At 47.6% G+C, this 17,854-nt stretch carries 15 protein-coding genes; 6 read left to right on the top strand and 9 right to left on the bottom strand.

Annotation, left to right across the window (positions count from 1 at the left end; genetic code table 11):
- Positions 1-143: 143 nt before the first annotated feature.
- On the bottom strand, positions 144-371 hold the full coding sequence (gene rpsU, locus H3S82_RS10775; protein WP_077972783.1) for a 30S ribosomal protein S21: 228 nt from the start codon (positions 369-371) through the stop codon (positions 144-146).
- A gap of 781 nt (positions 372-1,152) precedes the next feature.
- Positions 1,153-1,626 (bottom strand): MaoC family dehydratase, encoded by a 474-nt coding sequence (locus H3S82_RS10770; protein ID WP_077972782.1) that lies wholly within the window; start codon positions 1,624-1,626, stop codon positions 1,153-1,155.
- A 320-nt stretch (positions 1,627-1,946) separates the two neighbouring features.
- On the opposite strand from H3S82_RS10770, the gene H3S82_RS10765 reads away from it, so the two are divergent.
- Positions 1,947-3,263 carry an NAD(P)H-dependent oxidoreductase gene (locus H3S82_RS10765; RefSeq protein ID WP_198233520.1) on the top strand — a complete coding sequence of 439 codons (1,317 nt, stop codon included), beginning with the start codon at positions 1,947-1,949 and terminating at the stop codon, positions 3,261-3,263.
- A 396-nt stretch (positions 3,264-3,659) separates the two neighbouring features.
- Here the strand turns inward: H3S82_RS10765 and H3S82_RS10760 are convergent, their stop codons facing one another.
- The 4 genes from H3S82_RS10760 to H3S82_RS10745 are packed head-to-tail and all read right to left on the bottom strand — an operon-like array spanning position 3,660 to position 8,009.
- Positions 3,660-4,862, bottom strand: coding sequence for an NnrS family protein (locus tag H3S82_RS10760; RefSeq protein ID WP_198233519.1), 1,203 nt, complete (start codon positions 4,860-4,862; stop codon positions 3,660-3,662).
- A 47-nt stretch (positions 4,863-4,909) separates the two neighbouring features.
- Positions 4,910-6,310: an NAD(P)(+) transhydrogenase (Re/Si-specific) subunit beta gene (locus H3S82_RS10755; RefSeq protein ID WP_198237158.1), complete on the bottom strand. Its 1,401-nt coding sequence runs from the start codon at positions 6,308-6,310 to the stop codon at positions 4,910-4,912.
- 11 nt (positions 6,311-6,321) lie between these two features.
- Positions 6,322-6,732, bottom strand: a complete 411-nt coding sequence (locus tag H3S82_RS10750) for a proton-translocating transhydrogenase family protein (protein WP_077972772.1) — start codon at positions 6,730-6,732, stop codon at positions 6,322-6,324.
- Positions 6,732-8,009: a Re/Si-specific NAD(P)(+) transhydrogenase subunit alpha gene (locus H3S82_RS10745; protein WP_198233002.1), complete on the bottom strand. Its 1,278-nt coding sequence runs from the start codon at positions 8,007-8,009 to the stop codon at positions 6,732-6,734. Before H3S82_RS10745 ends, H3S82_RS10750 begins: the two co-directional genes overlap by 1 nt.
- Positions 8,010-8,294: 285 nt before the next feature.
- On the opposite strand from H3S82_RS10745, the gene H3S82_RS10740 reads away from it, so the two are divergent.
- Positions 8,295-9,071: a gamma-glutamyl-gamma-aminobutyrate hydrolase family protein gene (locus tag H3S82_RS10740; RefSeq protein WP_198233003.1), complete on the top strand. Its 777-nt coding sequence runs from the start codon at positions 8,295-8,297 to the stop codon at positions 9,069-9,071.
- A gap of 123 nt (positions 9,072-9,194) precedes the next feature.
- On the opposite strand, the gene H3S82_RS10735 is transcribed toward H3S82_RS10740, so the two are convergent.
- Both H3S82_RS10735 and H3S82_RS10730 read right to left on the bottom strand, forming a co-directional pair.
- A complete protein-coding gene (locus tag H3S82_RS10735; protein ID WP_077972766.1) occupies positions 9,195-10,220 on the bottom strand; it encodes a LacI family DNA-binding transcriptional regulator in 1,026 nt (341 codons plus the stop codon).
- A 365-nt stretch (positions 10,221-10,585) separates the two neighbouring features.
- Positions 10,586-11,044 (bottom strand): MarR family winged helix-turn-helix transcriptional regulator, encoded by a 459-nt coding sequence (locus H3S82_RS10730; protein ID WP_077972764.1) that lies wholly within the window; start codon positions 11,042-11,044, stop codon positions 10,586-10,588.
- Between the two features lie 168 nt (positions 11,045-11,212).
- On the opposite strand from H3S82_RS10730, the gene H3S82_RS10725 reads away from it, so the two are divergent.
- The 3 genes from H3S82_RS10725 (at position 11,213) to H3S82_RS10715 (ending at position 14,129) form a co-directional block, all read left to right on the top strand.
- Positions 11,213-11,959 carry a creatininase family protein gene (locus tag H3S82_RS10725; protein WP_198233004.1) on the top strand — a complete coding sequence of 249 codons (747 nt, stop codon included), beginning with the start codon at positions 11,213-11,215 and terminating at the stop codon, positions 11,957-11,959.
- 87 nt (positions 11,960-12,046) lie between these two features.
- On the top strand, positions 12,047-13,141 hold the full coding sequence (locus tag H3S82_RS10720; RefSeq protein ID WP_077972754.1) for a GTP-binding protein: 1,095 nt from the start codon (positions 12,047-12,049) through the stop codon (positions 13,139-13,141).
- 16 nt (positions 13,142-13,157) lie between these two features.
- Positions 13,158-14,129, top strand: coding sequence for a WD40 repeat domain-containing protein (locus tag H3S82_RS10715; protein WP_198233005.1), 972 nt, complete (start codon positions 13,158-13,160; stop codon positions 14,127-14,129).
- Between the two features lie 80 nt (positions 14,130-14,209).
- Here H3S82_RS10715 and H3S82_RS10710 read toward each other — a convergent pair whose 3' ends face one another.
- Positions 14,210-15,325, bottom strand: coding sequence for an alkene reductase (locus H3S82_RS10710; protein WP_198233006.1), 1,116 nt, complete (start codon positions 15,323-15,325; stop codon positions 14,210-14,212).
- A gap of 157 nt (positions 15,326-15,482) precedes the next feature.
- Between H3S82_RS10710 and H3S82_RS10705 the strand changes: the two genes are divergently transcribed.
- Positions 15,483-17,792, top strand: a complete 2,310-nt coding sequence (locus H3S82_RS10705; RefSeq protein ID WP_198233007.1) for a Tex family protein — start codon at positions 15,483-15,485, stop codon at positions 17,790-17,792.
- Positions 17,793-17,854: the final 62 nt, after the last annotated feature.

The following is a 17,854-nucleotide window of genomic DNA, read 5'->3' as shown; positions in this document are numbered from 1 at the left end:
AAAAAGTGGAAATGCACGGCGCATCTCCACTTGAAGTCAGGCGAAATTCAGTTTCGCATAAATTGGTCTTTCCCGAAATAAATTAAACCATACGAGAGTAAACTCTACAAATCTGGCAAAAAATTTCAGCAAAATTCCGAATATCAATGAGCAGAACCGCGCCCGCTCACCAAACCTTCACGTTGTGCACGCTTACGTGCCAACTTACGAGCACGCCGAACAGCCTCGGCCTTTTCACGGGCACGCTTTTCCGACGGCTTTTCATAATGGCCGCGCATCTTCATTTCACGGAAGATGCCTTCACGTTGCATTTTCTTTTTGAGCGCACGGAGCGCCTGGTCAACATTATTATCGCGAACGAGTACTTGCACGTTTAATCCTGCTTTGTTTTTACTATCTCTGTTAAATGGGAATATCCCAAAACGACCAAGCCTTTTCAGGCAAGGTTTTAAATGATTGTGGTGCCAATACCATAAAAACGGTTCGCTTGTCTATATTGGTTTTCTAAAAGCTGTGTTTTTTAAAAAAATAGCTGTCTTTTTATTTCTCTATTCCCGCTTTTCGATAAAAACCGGCAAAACAACGCGAAAATGACGTTAAAATTGGCATCATTTCTATAATAATTTTTCCTGTAACAGACATTCAAATAAAAATTGTGACGGGGCTGACCAGATCTAGAATGAAAACAATGAAAATCGACTCGCTTCTACAGTTTTGGTTCGAGGAATGAATCGTTGAAAAATAATCGCCTTTGTTAAAAATTTATCCGGCAGCAATAGATCCGCCCACACTATATCCGGTCCAATAGAGTTGAAGCGGAAAAGGGATAAATCAGCAAGAAAAACCGCAAAATGGAAGAAAATATTGGCAAATGCCCGCTGTCACCGGATTGATCAAACCCTTTTTTGTCAATGATATTGCAATACGGAAAGCCATTTTAACATGTCGAGACAGAAGTGCTTGAACTTTGCAAGGCAGTAAAAGCACTGTTGCCGGAAGGGGCCTCGTTACTTTTCTTTCACGGGAAAAAGAAATGTCCCATTCAAATAAAAACAGGTCTGCCAGATATGCGCTGCTTAAAGTTACAAATCTGAGCTGGTCAAAATTACAAATATGTGCAGCTCAATGTGACGAATATGCACTGCGCAAGAATTACGAAGCCTTTGGCGGAACCATGGCAATTGTAATCCAGTCGGCAGTCAAAGCCGGTTTTTTCACATTTTCGATTTCAAGAGTGACAGCGTAATGAAAAACAATTCTGCCCGAGGGGCGAATTTCGGCATCACTTAAAACAAAATGGGCGCGAACTTTTGCACCGGTTTTGACGGGGCTCATCAAACGCACTTTGTCAAAACCGTAATTGATACCCATTGTTGTCCCCTCAAGCTCGGGGAGCGCCTCATAAGCCAAAGTCGATAGCAGCGAAAGGGTTAGAAAACCATGGGCAATTGTGCCGCCAAAGGGCGTTTCTTTGGCACGTTTTTCGTCAACATGAATCCATTGATGGTCATCGGTTGCATCGGCAAACTGGTTAATCATTTCCTGTGTGACAGTACGCCAATTCGAAACGCCTACTTCTTTGCCGATTGAAGCGGGAATATCGTCAACAGTCACTTTGCCGGGCATGAGTGTTTTTCCTTATCAATATTTTTTGCGGTCGCCTCTTATTGGCGAAAGACCGCTTATGTCATGAATTCAAGCTGCTTATACAGGGCAAATAATTTTCGCGCAAATTTTTGTTTGGAAAATGTGGAGCTTTGTTATTCTGCACTCTGCTCCTAACCCTCCGTTCTTTGTCGTCAATCAATGACGAGCCTTGCAATTCTTTAGCGTTGTTATTAGACCTTTGAAGAAAGGATTATGCGCTGAACGACTGGCAAAACCCGATGATAGAAATATTTTGTCGGGTTGATGAATGATCGTTTTTTACCGGAGAATTTTTTGAAATGACAAGCAATGTAGCCCTTATCGGTTTGGCCCGCGACCTCAAAAAACGCGAAGACAGTGGCAAGCCTATCCGTATAGGGCTTGTCGGTTGCGGGGAAATGGGAACCGACCTTTTAACAGGCGTCGCCCATATGGATGGTATAGAGGTTGCAGCGGTTTCAACACGCACACCCGAACGGGTGCTTGATGCGGCAAAAATTGCCTATGATGAAACGGGGCATGCAAAGGAAGTTTCCAACGCGTCGGAAATGACAGCAGCAATCGAAGAGGGAAAAATTGCCGCCACCGACGATCTTGATATGTTGCTAAAAAACGAGCTTGTAGATGTTATCGTCGACGCGACAGGCTATCCCGAGGCAGGAGCGGAAATCGGTTATAAAACGCTGCAAAATAACAAACACGTTGTTATGATGAATGTCGAGGCTGATGTCACAATTGGCCCTTATCTTAAACATGAAGCCGAAAAACGCGGCCTTATCTACACACTTGGAGCTGGTGACGAGCCGTCTTCCTGCATGGAGCTTATCGAATTTGTTTCGGCACTCGGGCATAATGTTGTTGCAGCCGGAAAGGGCAAAAACAACCCGCTCGATTTTGATGCAATTCCCGATCATTATGAAGAAGAGGCACAAAAACGCAATATGAATGTGCGTATGCTTGTCGAATTCATTGATGGTTCAAAAACCATGGTCGAAATGACGGCCATTGCCAATGCAACCGGCCTTGTTCCCGATTGCCCCGGCATGCATGGCCCGAAAGCCGACATAGATCGCCTGAACAAGGTGCTCATTCCTGAAAAAGATGGTGGCGTTTTATCAAAAGCCGGCGTTGTCGATTATTCGATCGGGCGGGGCGTTTCACCGGGGGTTTTCGTGGTTGCAGAAATGCGCCATCCGCGCGTTTGGGAACGTATGGAAGACCTGAAAATTGGTGAAGGGCCTTATTTCACGTTCCATCGTCCTTATCATCTCACAGCTATGGAAGTGCCGCTTACTTGCGCACGGGTCATGCTTTACGGAAAGGCCGATATGGTGCCGCTTGACCGGCCGGTTGCGGAAGTGTGTGCCGTTGCCAAAAAAGATTTGAAACCTGGTGACAAGCTCGATTTTATCGGACTTTATACCTATCGCGCATGGAATATGACAGTCGAGGATGCAAGGAAGCACGAGGCAATTCCCTGTGGTCTGCTTGAAGGGGCAACAGTTACCGCACCGATCAAGAAGAATGAATTGATTACTGCAAAAAATGTTGCAATCAATGAAGACCAGTGGATTGCACGCTTGCGCAAAAAACAGGATAAACTCATTTACGGCTGATCGGGATTTTTAAAAACCGGTCACTCATAATCGTTCCAATTGCGATCTTTATTGATCGAAAGTTGGAAATCGCAGGTTTTGTAATGGGGAAAGCCTCCTTTCGTTGCATTTTTTATTCTTCAGAACGGCAACGAGAGGCTTTTGCATCGTCCGGTAGGTCATATATTTTATGGATGTCATCCGGATAATGGCAGACGAATTTCAAAAACAGATCTGCAAAACGTGCGGCAAGTTGCGCATCAATATGCGATAAAGGGGCTGGTTCAAATATCCAAGCACGATTTATAAGCGCAAATGTATGAGTGCAAATGCGCTAAATTATCTCTCAAGAAAGGTGGAAGCTTATAATGCCGCCGCAAAAAAGACGATTGCGGCGGGTATTTCCGATCATCAATGTCAATTCGGAACGCGGGGTTTGCGCGGTTTGGTAAGCACATTCCAATAGAGCACAACGAAACCTAAAAAAGCCAGAATCCATAAAGTTCCGGCAAGGTGAAGTGTCGGCAGATTGTTATTGGCAATGCCGGCAAAAAGCCGCAGCCAGACCGATAGAAACAGTGCAAGGTAAACCAGCACAACAGGCCAGGAAACTGTAAGCGGGCGGCCTGCGTGACCAAGGCTTGCGCGTGTCATAACGGCCATTGTCATCATGCCGATACCACCGGCCATCCATAAATGTTGCACAGGTGCGCGCCCTCCCGGAATAATTCCGAATGTACCGAGCGCCAAAGCGATAAACCCTAATGGAATAAACAAAAAGCCGACATGAAGTACAAAAACCAGCGGTTCTTTCAAAGTTGCCAAACCACGCCAACGTTGCAGCCGGTAAAGATTCGCAATGCCACAAAGGCCGCACAATAGGGCGGTCAATTTTGTGTCGGGAAAGAGAATCCACAGAACGAGGCAGATAGCCGTAAAAACCATGATGGTCTGGTCAACGCGCCCGTGTGGAGCCGGTAGTTTTGTGTTCCCGCGTTTGGCAAGCCAATTACGTGTAAAACTTGGCACAATCCGTCCACCGATAATGGCAATAAGGAAAACCGCAATGGCAAGGGCAAGGCGAGCTCCATAACCGTCGGCAGCATAAACGCCATTGAAAGCTTCACAATCGAAAATCAGATTGGCGCAGAAAAGCAGAACAAGCAGAATAAGCACTTTGAGATTACGCCAGTTTTTTCCATATATAATTTCGCGCCCGATTGCGATGGTGAAAAGTAGCGGAAACAGCAAATCAAGACCGACTGTTACTGTTGCAGGCAGATCGGATGAAAGCACCATGGCAATGCGCCCGATAAGCCAGATGGATACGAGGCCCAAAAGCGGCCAGCCAACAATGGGCAATCGTCCGGTCCAATTGGGAACGGCAGTCATTAAAAAACCGGCAATGACAGCCCATAAATAACCGAAAAGAAAGCTGTGGGCATGCCAGGAAAACGGATCAATCCCGATTGCCAGAACATCTTTGCCGGAAAAAAGGAAAATCCAGATAAACAGGCTGAATACAGCCCAGATACTTGCAAACAGAAAAAACGGACGATAACCATAACTCAAAAGTGCCGGGCCTTGCCACGCTCTCATCTGTTCGGCTGAACTTGCCATGATTGTTCCTCTAAAAAAATGCCGCCTTGATGGCGGCATCTTAAGGTTTATTCCATGGCTTTGACAATGCTTTCGACCATTTTTTTGGCATCGCCAAAAAGCATCATGGTGTTGTCACGGAAAAACAGCTCGTTCTCAACGCCCGAATAGCCTGTTCCCATACCACGTTTCAGGAACAGAACTGTTCCTGCCTTCGACACATCGAGAATCGGCATGCCATAAATCGGCGAAGATGGATCCGATTTTGCGGCAGGGTTGGTCACGTCATTGGCACCAATGACAAAAGCAACATCTGCTTCGGCAAATTCGGAATTGATATCGTCAAGCTCGAAGACTTCGTCATAAGGCACATTGGCTTCGGCAAGCAGCACATTCATGTGACCGGGCATACGACCGGCAACCGGATGAATGGCATATTTGACTTCGACACCGTTTTCCTTGAGCTTGTCGGCCATTTCACGAAGTGCATGCTGGGCCTGCGCAACGGCCATACCATATCCCGGTACGATAATGACCTTGTTGGCGTTTTTCATAATGAATGCGGCGTCGTCTGCCGAACCCTGTTTGACAGGGCGGCGTTCAACTTCATTATTTCCGGCAGGGCCGGCACTTTCACCACCAAATCCGCCGAGGATCACGGAAATGAACGAGCGGTTCATGCCTTTACACATAATGTAGGAAAGAATAGCCCCCGATGAACCAACCAGTGCACCGGTGATGATCAAAGCCATATTTCCGAGAGTAAAACCGATACCTGCGGCAGCCCATCCCGAATAGGAATTGAGCATGGAAACAACAACCGGCATATCCGCGCCACCGATCGGCACAATCAGTGTGACACCGATAACGAGCGATAAAAGCACAATAAGCCAGAAAACCAGATGGCTTTCGGTTCCGACAAGTGCGGCGATGAGAACAACGATTGCCACTGCAAGAACAATATTGATCAAGTGACGGTTCGGCAAAATAATCGGTTTACCGGACATACGCCCGTCAAGTTTTAAAAACGCAATGATGGAACCGGTAAAGGTTATCGCACCGATTGCAACACCGATTGCCATTTCAACAAGTGCTCGCCCATGGATGGAGCCGATTTCGCCGATACCGAATGAATGCGGCGAATAAAGCGCACCGGCGGCCACCATAACGGCAGCGAGACCGACGAGTGAATGGAAAGAGGCAACAAGTTGCGGCATTGCTGTCATGGCAATGCGGCGGGCAATGACTGCACCGATAGCACCACCAATGGCAAGACCTATAATAATAAGGACAAGGCCACCAAAGCTTGGACGGGCAAGCAGCAATGTTGTGATGATGGCAACGGCCATGCCGACCATGCCATAGGCATTGCCTTTCCGGCTGGTTGTCGGATGGGAAAGTCCGCGCAGTGCCATGATGAACAGAACACCGGAGACGAGATAAAGGAAGGCTGCAAAATTAACACTCATAGGTTCAAGCCTCACTTATCTTTTTTCTTGTACATGGCAAGCATGCGCTGGGTAACGAGAAAGCCGCCGAAAATATTGACGCTTGCAAGTACCAGTGCGATGAAACCGAAAGTGCTTGCAAGACCTGAAGCCGAAAGGCCGACAGCAAGCAGCGCACCAACGACGATAACCGAAGAAATTGCATTGGTAACAGCCATGAGCGGTGTGTGGAGAGCCGGTGTGACGGCCCAGACAACATAATAGCCGACAAAAATTGCCAGTACGAAGATCGCAAACTGGAAAATGAACGGGTCAATAACACCGCCTGTCGCATTGTGGACGGCTTCAACGGCATTATTGGAAATTTGGCCGCCAGCTTCGCGCACAGCGGCAATGGCCTGATCGAGACCTTGAAGGGCTTTGTCGAGAGCCTCGTTAGACATTATTTGGCTCCTTTTTCATTTGGTTTTTTATCCGCTTTTGCGGCTGGTTCTTTAGATTTCGAGGATGTACGCTTTGCCGGTTTTTCGCCCTTTTCATCGGCTTTTTTTGCCGGAGCGGGTTTTTTATCGGCGTCTTTTTTTACCCCTTCTTCTGCAAAGCGGGGATGAACAACATGACCGTCGAAAGTGAGCAATGTGGCTTTCACGAGTTCGTCATTCCGGTCGATTGTAAATGCCTTCGTCTCCTTGTTTGTCATGATATCGACAAAGGCATAAAGATTGCGCGCATAAAGCTTTGAAGCGGTAGCGGCAATGCGGCCCGGAACATTGGTAAAGCCGATAATCTTCACCCCTTCGACTTCAACAACCTTATTGGCAACGGCGCCTTCGACATTGCCGCCTCTTTCAACGGCAAGATCAACCACCACCGAACCTTGGCGCATGGTTTTGAGCATTGCTTTTGTGATAAGGCGCGGTGCCGGACGACCGGGAATCAACGCGGTTGTAATGACGATATCCTGTTTGGCAATATGCTCGGCAGTCAAAGCCGCCTGTTTTTGCTGGTATTCCTTCGACATTTCCTTGGCATAGCCACCAGCAGTTTCAGCAGCTTTGAATTCATCATCCTCGACGGCGATAAATTTTGCACCGAGTGAAGCGACCTGCTCTTTTGCCGCAGGACGGACGTCATTTGCCGTAACAGATGCACCAAGACGCCGCGCAGTGGCAATGGCCTGAAGACCGGCAACACCGGCACCCATAACGAAAACCTTGGCAGCCGGAACGGTTCCCGCAGCTGTCATCATCATGGGGAGGGCGCGGTCATAATATTCGGCAGCATCAATCACTGCCTGATAACCGGCAAGATTTGCCTGTGATGACAGAACATCCATGACTTGCGCACGCGTAATGCGCGGCATGAATTCCATTGAAAAAGCATTCAGTCCGGCTTTGGCCATGGCCTTGACATCATCCTCGTGACCGAATGGATCAAGAATGCCGATAAGGTTGGCACCCTTTTTATAGAGGGATATTTCCTTGGCATCCGGACGGCGCAATTTCAAAATGATGTCGGCTTTATTTGCCTCGTTCGCACCAACGACTTTTGCACCGGCTTCCTTGTAGTCCTCGTCACTTATCAAGGACTGGAGACCGGCACCTTTCTCGACCGACACATTATAGCCGAGATTGATAAGCTTTTTGACAGTTTCCGGAGATGCGGCAACGCGCGTTTCCCCTTCGGCTGTTTCTTTGGCAACAAAAATTGTTTGACCCAAATGTTATCTCCTTGAGTTTCAGGGAAGACAGGCTGTCTATCGACAGTCTCTTCTCCCCACTTATTCACAATGCCGGATTATTTCAGAAAAATCGAAACGATTTAGTAGTAACGGTAAAACCACATTATTTCCAGTGCTTTTGCTAAAATTTCGTTTTTCACTTCTCTGACCGTGGATAGTTCAGGAAAAAACTTTTTCAAATGTGCCTGTCTTAACGAAAACCGGTCATTTGACAAAAGCTTGTTTTCCTTAAATATTGATCCGATAATATAAAAGGGAACACAAATGGCTGAACATTTAAAACCGCTTATTGCGGTACCTGCCGATTGCCCCGCTTTTGACGGTTATGTCTGGCATGGTGCACCTCAGCAATATCTTGAAGCCGCGTCGAAAGTGGCCGATGTTGCCCCCCTTATCGTGCCATCGCTTGGGGCCGGAGCCGATGTCCAGTCTATCCTTGCGGTGGTTGACGGTGTTCTCATCACCGGCGCAAAATCCAATGTAAATCCGGCACGTTATGGTGAAAAAGCAACCGCCGACCACGAACCGTTCGATTTTGCCCGAGACGAAACATCTTTTTTTCTCATTGATGCAGCAATCAGGCAAGGTTTGCCGCTTCTTGCCATTTGTCGCGGAATACAGGAACTCAATGTCGCTCTTGGAGGAACACTTTCACCGGCGCTACAAAAAATACCCGGAAAGCTCGATCATAGAGCCAATGATAAAAGTGACAGTGATAAAAAGTTTGCCATCAGGCAACCGGTTCGAGTGAACGAAAATACGGTGCTTGCAAAAATTGTAGGAACTGGCGAAATCATGGTGAATTCTGTTCACCAACAGGGAATCAACAAGCTGGCGCCACATCTTGTTGCCGAAGCAACAGCTCCCGATGGCACAATAGAAGCTGTCAGTGTGAAGGATGCAAAAGGCTTTGCACTTGGCGTCCAATGGCATCCCGAATATTGGGCAACAAGCGATATACCATCAAACAAGATATTTAAAGCATTCGGCGAGGCAGTGCATCAACATAAAGATCAGCGTCTTGAAAAAACCGTGCCGTGAAAAAACAGCTACCCTCAAAAAACAGGTGTCTTGAAAAAGCGTATTTCGGAAAAAGAGAAAACAGTTAAAAAACGAAACCCCGCTTATGATGTCAGAATGACAGGATATCAAAATTTAAAGTTTTCAGATTTTTCTCGGTACCATGCGACCGGTTGATTGGCGAATGCGCAATTCCGGTTTAATGAGATCATGGCCATTTTTGACTTCGATGCCGTTTAAAAGGTCAAGGAGAGCACGCGCTGCACGCCTTCCCACTTCCCTCTGACCGTTCCAGACTGTGGTGAGCGAGGGTGTGGCAATTTCGGCTTCCTCAAGATCATCATAGCCGGTCACAGAAATATCCCGCCCTGCAACAAGGCCGGCACGGGCAATTCCGTTCATCAAGCCGATTGCGGCAAGGTCATTGAAACAGACGGCAGCAGTCGGTTTATCTTTGAGAGCCAGAAATTGCGGTGCTATCTCGAAACCTGCCTGTTTTGTCCGAGGTCCTTCAAGGCGCCATTCCGGTTTGACCTCGAGTCCGGCAAGTTGCATGGCATGGCGATAGCCTTCATAACGGTCATGTCCGGTCGAGGTGTAATCTGTACCGCCAACCATAGCGATGCATTTATGCCCGAGAGAAATGAGATGGTTGGTGGCAAGAGAAATGCCGTAAGTATCGTCGCCGCGAAACACCGGTACGTCCACTCCTTCAACATGGCGCGCAACAAAGACAACAGGCAAACCGTTATTTTGTGCCATTTCAATGTCTTTTGCAGGGGTTCCGATTGCCGGTGACATGATAACGCCATCAGCTCCGAGCTGAAGAAGCGTTTCCAGAAAATTGCGTTGCTTGTCCAACTGGTCATAATGGTTGGAAAGGATGAAAGTTTGCCGTGAACGGTCGAGTTCCGTCTCGATCGAGCGCAATATTTCGGCAAAAAACGGATTCATAATGTCGTGGACAACAACCCCCACAATGCCGGAGCGCGATGTGCGCAAACTTGCTGCACGGCGGTTATAGATATAGCCGATATTACGGGCGTAATCCTTGATTTTTTCACGTGTATCATCTGCTACCAGCGGGCTGTCACGCAGTGCCAACGAAACTGTGGCTGTCGAAACATTTAACGCATCAGCAATCGTGGAAAGTTTAATTTTTTGCGCCAATGCTCATTATTCCTCGAAAATGAATTAAATTTTAGCGTTTAAACCGTCAAATCGGAAGAACGGGAATTTCCCCGATTGGTTCGAGAAAAGTCGCCAAGCTTCAGGAGTGATTGATAAACGTCTATTTTAAAGGAAACTATAGTCATTTTAAACTGTTTTGTTCAATGAACAATTCATTGGAATAAGGGAAAACAGTGTATTTTTTAAAATTCGCTTCGCCGTTTTATCGATTATTTAAAAGTCGATCATTTGAAAGAGGTGGAAAATTTTGTTTTTCCACCTCCCGATAATCAAGTGAAATTCGACTATTAGTTTTGTGCCAGCCGGTTTTTAAATAATGTCGGCATGTTCATCGGCCGGCATGTTCATCGGTATGTATCGGTTAAAAGTGATTGTTGCTGCTCAAGATTTTTATGGATTCTGTCCATGAGGGTCAGCAAAGTAAATTGCTCTTGTTCATCAAGACCACCGGTCACTTCCCGCTCGGTCTCTTCAAGTGCCCTTTCGATGAGGTCGACAATATTATGGCCGTCTTTCGTAAGAAAAATATGAAATTTGCGCTGGTCTTTGTGTGATCCACGTTTGGTAACAAAACCTTGTTCCTGAAGACGCGCTATCGTTTTTGTGACTGTAGGAAGTTTTACGCCCAAGCGTTTGGCCAGGCTTCCGGGCGATTGCCCGTCTTTCATCGCCAACAACAAAATTATTCTATCTTGACCGGCATATAAACCAAATTCATAAAGACGACGAGCCAATAAGGTCTTCATCATTCTTGCTGTTGATTGGACGATCTCTAACGCTGGTATCCGAGTTTTGTCTGGCATTATATCTTTGTCTCCCCGAAGACGTTTTTGGAAGAAATAACGATTCACTTGTCTAGTATATCAACCTGATTCGTTAATTTTCACAAAATGGTGAATTTATCTATAACATGTAAGGGCAACAAAATCTGTGTATAGCCAAATAAAAATAATTCGATAAGGATTAAAATAGTGAAAAAAGAAGATCAAATAATAGCAATTTTGCCTTTGGGTGCCCATGAATATCATGGTCCTCATTTGTCACCGACGACGGATGCTGTCATTGCCGGGGCTTTTGCTGAACGTCTTGCATCTTTGTTTCCAACCGCCCCGAAACGTTTGACTCCACTGGAGGTTGAATCTATCGGCTATTCAATCGAACATAAAGGTCGGCCGTTTACAAAAACATTGGAATATTCACAAGCTATTGACCGTTGGATTTCGATTGGTGCCGATTGTTATAAAAAGGGAATAAAAAAAATTCTCGTTCTCAACGCTCATGGTGGCAATTCGCCATTGATGAATATTGTCATCACCGAATTGCGTTGTCGCTTCAAAATGCTTGCTGTAGCGACCAGTTGGGGACGCTTCGGCCTGCCGGAAGGTTTGATGACGGTCGAGGAAAAAGCCCTTGATATTCATGCCGGCTTTATTGAAACGTCACTTATGCTTTATCTTGCGCCCGACACCGTCAATATGGAAAAAGCACAAAAATTTTCCAACTGGCAAAAAAAATTACAAGAAAAATTCAAATATCTCCGGGCTTATGGGCCATTTCCTTTCGGCTGGAAAATGGCGGATATCAATAGATTGGGTGCGGCCGGAAATGCACTTGCCGCAAATAGAGAGGCAGGAAAAGCGATATTCGATCACGCAATCGAAGGTTTTCGCGGCCTTGTTGAGGATATGTTCGCTTTTGATATTGACGAACTCTCCTAGAAAGCCTCTTTTCCAAAGCTAGAAATTGTTAGCGACATTGCTTATATCGACAACAGTAAAAATTCCCGTCATTTGAAAGGTCATGCTATGAGCGAGACTGAAAACACTCCCCGCAAAATTCCGGTAACTGTTCTGACCGGTTATCTGGGGGCAGGAAAGACAACGCTTCTCAACCGGATTCTGACAGAAAATCACGGCAAACATTACGCTGTCATTGTCAATGAATTCGGCGAGATCGGCATCGACAATGATCTGATTGTCGAATCCGACGAAGAAATTTACGAGATGAATAATGGTTGTATCTGCTGCACAGTGCGCGGCGACCTTGTCCGTGTTGTCGACGGTTTGATGCGACGTCCCGGCCGGTTTGACGGTATCATTATCGAAACCACCGGTCTTGCCGATCCGGTTCCTGTTGCACAGACATTTTTCATGGATGATGATGTCAGGGCAAAATCGCAACTCGATGCTGTTGTGGCGCTGGTCGACGCAAAACATTTGCCGTTAGAGTTGAAAGACAGTCGTGAAGCGGAAGACCAGATTGCTTTTGCCGATGTTGTCCTTTTGAACAAGACCGATCTTGTCAGCCCGCAGGAACTTGCCGATGTCGAAGCAACAATACGCGCAATCAATCCTTCTGCTGTTATCTTTCGCACCCAACGTTCCAATGTCGATTTGAACGAAGTGCTTGATCGCGGTGCATTCGATTTAAGCCGTGCGCTTGAAAATGACCCGCATTTTCTCGATCATGACGAGGAAGAGGAAGAGCATGTATGCGGGCCTGAATGCGACCATGATCACGATCATGACCATCACCACCATCATCATCATGACCACGAGCATCACCACCATGACGGGGACGAGCATGTCCATGGAGCAGCCCTTCATGATGTAACGGTGAAATCGGTTTCGTTACGTGCAGGCGAACTTGATCCGGGCAAGTTTTTCCCGTGGATCCAGCAGATTACCCAAACACAGGGGCCGGATATTTTGAGACTTAAAGGCATTATCGCATTCAAAGGCGATAAAGACCGTTATGTTGTGCAAGGTGTCCATATGATTTTGGAAGGCGACAGCCAGAGACCATGGAAAGAAGGCGAAAAGCATGAAAGCCGTCTGGTCTTTATCGGCCGTAAACTTGATGCCGAAAAGCTCAAAGCCGGTTTCGAGAAGTGTGCCTGAGTTTTGAGAGGAACCTATGCCGACAATTGCACATTGTGACCTCGACAGCTATTGCCTGTTGGCGGGGTTTTTGGATGACCAGCCGGTCTTTGTGACAGCAAATGGTGAAATTACCCTGCTTGGCGAAAAACAAAAAGTGGTCGAGGCACATGAAGGGATTGCCTCTGTTGCTTTATCAAGAGACAAGAAATCGATTATTACCGGCGGTGAAGATGGCCGGATTTGCCGGACAACCAGTGCTCTTCAGTGTAGCGAGCTTGCCCGCCATGAAAAAAAGTGGATCACCTCGGTTGCAGCCGGTCCCGACAATTCTTACGCCTTTGCTTTTTCACGCACGGCATGGGCTGATGGTGGCAAGGGGCTTCAGGAGTTCGATCACGAGCGTAGTGTTGAAGATCTTGCTTTCGCACCAAAGGGTCTAAGATTTGCTGTGGCACGATATAATGGTGTGACATTGCATTGGCTAGGTGCCGACACAAAGCCCACCGACCTTACATGGAAGGGCGCACATTTTGCCGTTACATTTTCGCCCGATGGCCGTTATGTCATTTCGTCGATGCAGGAAAATGCCTTGCATGGATGGCGGTTGAGTGACGAACAGCATTTGCGCATGAGCGGCTATCCGGCAAAGGTCAAGAGTTGGTCATGGAGTGCGAAAGGCAAATGGCTTGCGACTTCCGGCGCTCCGGCTGCCATTGTCTGGCCGTTTCAGGCGAAAGACGGCCCGATGGGAAAAGCACCCCTTGAACTTGGCACCCGTGCCGATGCCATGGTCACATGCGTGTGCTGCCATCCGGAAGAAGACATTGTTGCTGCCGGTTTTAATGACGGCATGATTTTGTTCATCCGCTTTGCCGATGCGAAAGAAGTACTTTTGCGCCGTCCCGGAAAAGGTGCCATTTCAACCATGGCCTGGGATGATAAGGGCTATCGGCTGGCATTCGGCTCAGAAAGCGGGGAAGCTGGTATTATCGATATTTCTGCCTAAGAGCCGGAGAATAAGTTTTTAATAAAAATAAAACCACCTGCTGCGCGCAGGTGGTTTTTTAATTGAAAGGCTTGAACCAATCAGCCCAAAGTCGGGTAATCGGTATAGCCTTTTTCATTGCCGCCATAGAGTGTTGTCTGGTCGACCTCGTTCCATGGAGCATGCTCTTTGATACGGCGGACAAGATCGGGATTGGCAATAAACGGACGGCCGAAAGACACAATATCGGCATAGCCCGACCCGACAGCTTTTTCAGCCATTTCGGCGGTATAGCCATTATTGACCATCCACGCGCCATTGCCACCGGCATCGCGATAGACGTGTTTCAAACGCTTATAGTCGAAGGCATAATCGGCTTCCGTATAATTGCGGTCGCCTCCTGTGGCACCTTCGATCAGGTGGATGAAAGCAAGCTCATAGGCTGCCAAAGCATCAACATAAAAATCGAAAAGCGGCTGCGGGTCCGGATCATGGGCATCATTGGCAGGTGTCACCGGAGAAATGCGGATACCTGTTCTGCCACCGCCGATTTCTTTTGCAACGGCTTCGGCAACAAGGAGCGGAAAACGGCAACGATTTTCAATCGAACCGCCGAATTCGTCGGTGCGGTGGTTCGATTCGGAGCGCAGGAACTGGTCAAGCAAATAGCCATTGGCCGAGTGAATTTCCACGCCGTCAAAACCGGCAATATCGACAGCATTGCGTGCGGCTTTACGATAATCGTCGATAATGCCGGGAATTTCGGATGCGTCCAATGCACGTGGTGTCGATGTTTGTACAAATTCACCCTGACCATTCTTGTCTTTAATATAGGTTCGGGCTTTTGCCTGAAGGGCGGAAGGGGCAACAGGCGGTTTGCCTGCAGGTTGCAATGAACTGTGGGAAATACGTCCCGTGTGCCAAAGCTGGGCAACAATTTTGCCGCCTTCTTCATGAACGGCATCGGTTACTTTTTTCCAGCCGGCAAGCTGGGCTTTTTCGTAAAGGCCCGGAACGTCGATATTGCCTTGTCCCTGTTGTGAAATGGCCGTACCTTCAGAGACGATAAGGCCGGCGGTCGAACGTTGACGATAATAGACAACATTCAAATCATTGGGTGTTGCATTGGGCGAGCGAGCGCGAGTCAACGGCGCCATGGCAATGCGGTTTTTTAAAACAAGGTCTCCTGCCTTGATCGGGTCAAAAAGTGATGTCATGAAAAGCCCCTTTCATAATGGCTGCAAATTTAAACATAAGGTGAACCGGCCCGATTAAAAAGGGCTTGATTAATTTTTATGAGGGGAAGAATTGCGGTTGCGTTCCGGTTTGCAATCCGTAATCTCTCCTTGAAATTGAAAGAATCTGGTAAATAGAATGACTACAATTGCGCAATCAATCTGCCAAACAATTGCTGGCGACATCAAGGCAAGTCAATCTCAGGTTGCTGCCGCCATCGGCCTCATTGACGAGGGGGCAACCATTCCCTTCATTGCCCGCTATCGCAAGGAAGTAACCGGTGGCCTTGATGATGGCCAATTGCGCCTGTTATCGGAACGGCTCATTTATCTTCGTGAAATGGAAGCACGTCGCGAAGCGATTATTCAAGCAATTCGCGAGCAGAACAAGCTTAGTCCGGAACTGGAAGAATCTTTAAGGAAAGCAAGCTCGAAGGCTGAATTGGAAGACCTTTATCTGCCGTTCAAGCCGAAGCGGCGTACCCGTGCCGAAATTGCCAAAGAAAACGGATTATTGCCGCTTGCGGAGGAAATTTTGAAAAACCGCAAGGAAGAGCCGGAGCTTCTTGCCAAAGATTATATCAATGACAAAATTTCCGATGTCAAAGCTGCTCTTGACGGTGCTCGCGATATTATTTCGGAAACCATGGCGGAAAATGCCGAACTCATCGGAAATTTACGTCACTATATGCAATCACATGCCTTTATCCATGCCAAGGTTGTTGCCGGTAAAGAGCAGGAAGGCGCGAAATTTTCCGATTATTTTGACCATAGCGAAAAATGGTCGACTGTGCCAAGCCATCGCGCACTGGCAATGTTTCGCGGGCGTAACGAAGAAATCCTGAATGTCGATATTGAAGTCGACGAGGATATTCCAAATGGCGAAAAACCGGTCATAAAGCTGATTAAACAGGCCTACAAAATCGGCAATCAGCTCCCCGGAGATATTTTTCTTGTGAGTGTCGCTGTATGGGCATGGCGGGTAAAGCTATCTTTACATCTTTCGCTTGACTTGATGCGCGATTTGCATGAGCGAGCCGATGAAGAAGCAATTTCTGTTTTTGCCCTTAATCTTAAAGCACTTTTATTGGCTGCACCGGCGGGTGAAAGGGCAACAATGGGGCTTGATCCGGGTATCCGCACCGGTGTCAAGGTTGCAGTGGTCGATAAAACCGGAAAACTCAAGGAAACCGCAACCATCTATCCATTCCCGCCGAAAAATGATGTTCGCGGTGCAGAGGCGGTGCTTGCCGCTCTCATTAAAAAACATCAGGTTGATCTCATCGCTATCGGCAACGGGACAGCAAGCCGCGAGACAGAAAAACTTGTTGGCGATTTGTTGAAACAGATGCCAGCACCCCGTCCGACAAAAGTCATTGTTTCGGAAGCCGGTGCTTCTGTCTATTCGGCTTCCGAACTTGCGGCCAACGAATTTCCCGATCTTGATGTGTCACTGCGCGGGGCAGTTTCAATCGCCCGGCGTTTGCAGGATCCGCTTGCCGAATTGGTTAAAATCGAACCGAAATCTATCGGTGTCGGGCAATATCAGCATGATGTCGACCAGTTCGAGTTGATGCGGGCGTTAGACGGTGTTGTCGAAGATGCGGTGAATGCCGTTGGCGTTGACCTTAACACCGCTTCGGCCTCTCTGCTTGCCCGTGTTTCGGGAGTGGGTGCATCATTGGCCGATGCAATTGTTGCTTATCGCGATGAAAATGGCCCGTTCAAAAATCGTAACGGGTTGAAGTCGGTACCACGCCTCGGTGCAAAAACATTCGAGCAATGCGCAGGTTTCTTGCGTATCCGGAATGGCGACGAACCGCTTGATGCTTCGGCAGTGCATCCTGAGGCCTATAGTGTTGCACGAAAAATTGTCGCCGCGTGTGGCTGTGACTTGCGGTCATTGATGGGCGATAGCGCTGCTTTGAAAAAACTTGACCCGAAAACATTTATTGACGAGCGGTTCGGCCTGCCGACCATTAAAGATATTTTGAGCGAATTGGAAAAACCCGGACGTGATCCGCGGCCGGAATTCAAAACCGCAACTTTTGCCGAAGGTGTTGACGAAATTTCGGACCTCAAACCGGGGATGAAGCTTGAAGGAACCGTGACCAATGTCGCGAATTTTGGAGCATTTGTCGATATAGGCGTGCATCAGGACGGGCTTGTCCATATTTCGCAACTTGCCGACTCTTATGTGAGTGATCCGCATAAAGTGGTGAAAGCCGGAGATATTGTTTCTGTGACAGTGCTTGATGTTGATCCAGCACGCAAACGCATCTCGTTAAGTATGAAAAAACAACCCGACAATCCGGATAGTCGCGCAAAAGCAGCGTCTTCGGAAAATTCGGGACGCAATCAATCGCGTAATATGAAAAATAAAAAGCCGGTTTCCGAAGAGGGTAGTTTCGGTTCGGCTCTTGCAGAAGCATTGCGCAAACGCCATTAAAATTGCGCAAATGCTATCAAACGTCGAGAGGCAAAGAGGGCAGGCGAGGAAGTTTGCAAGAT

Source organism: Bartonella sp. M0192 (assembly GCF_016102305.1).
Classification (GTDB): Bacteria; Pseudomonadota; Alphaproteobacteria; order Rhizobiales; family Rhizobiaceae; genus Bartonella; species Bartonella apihabitans.
This window is presented reverse-complemented; position numbering and strand designations above follow the sequence as displayed.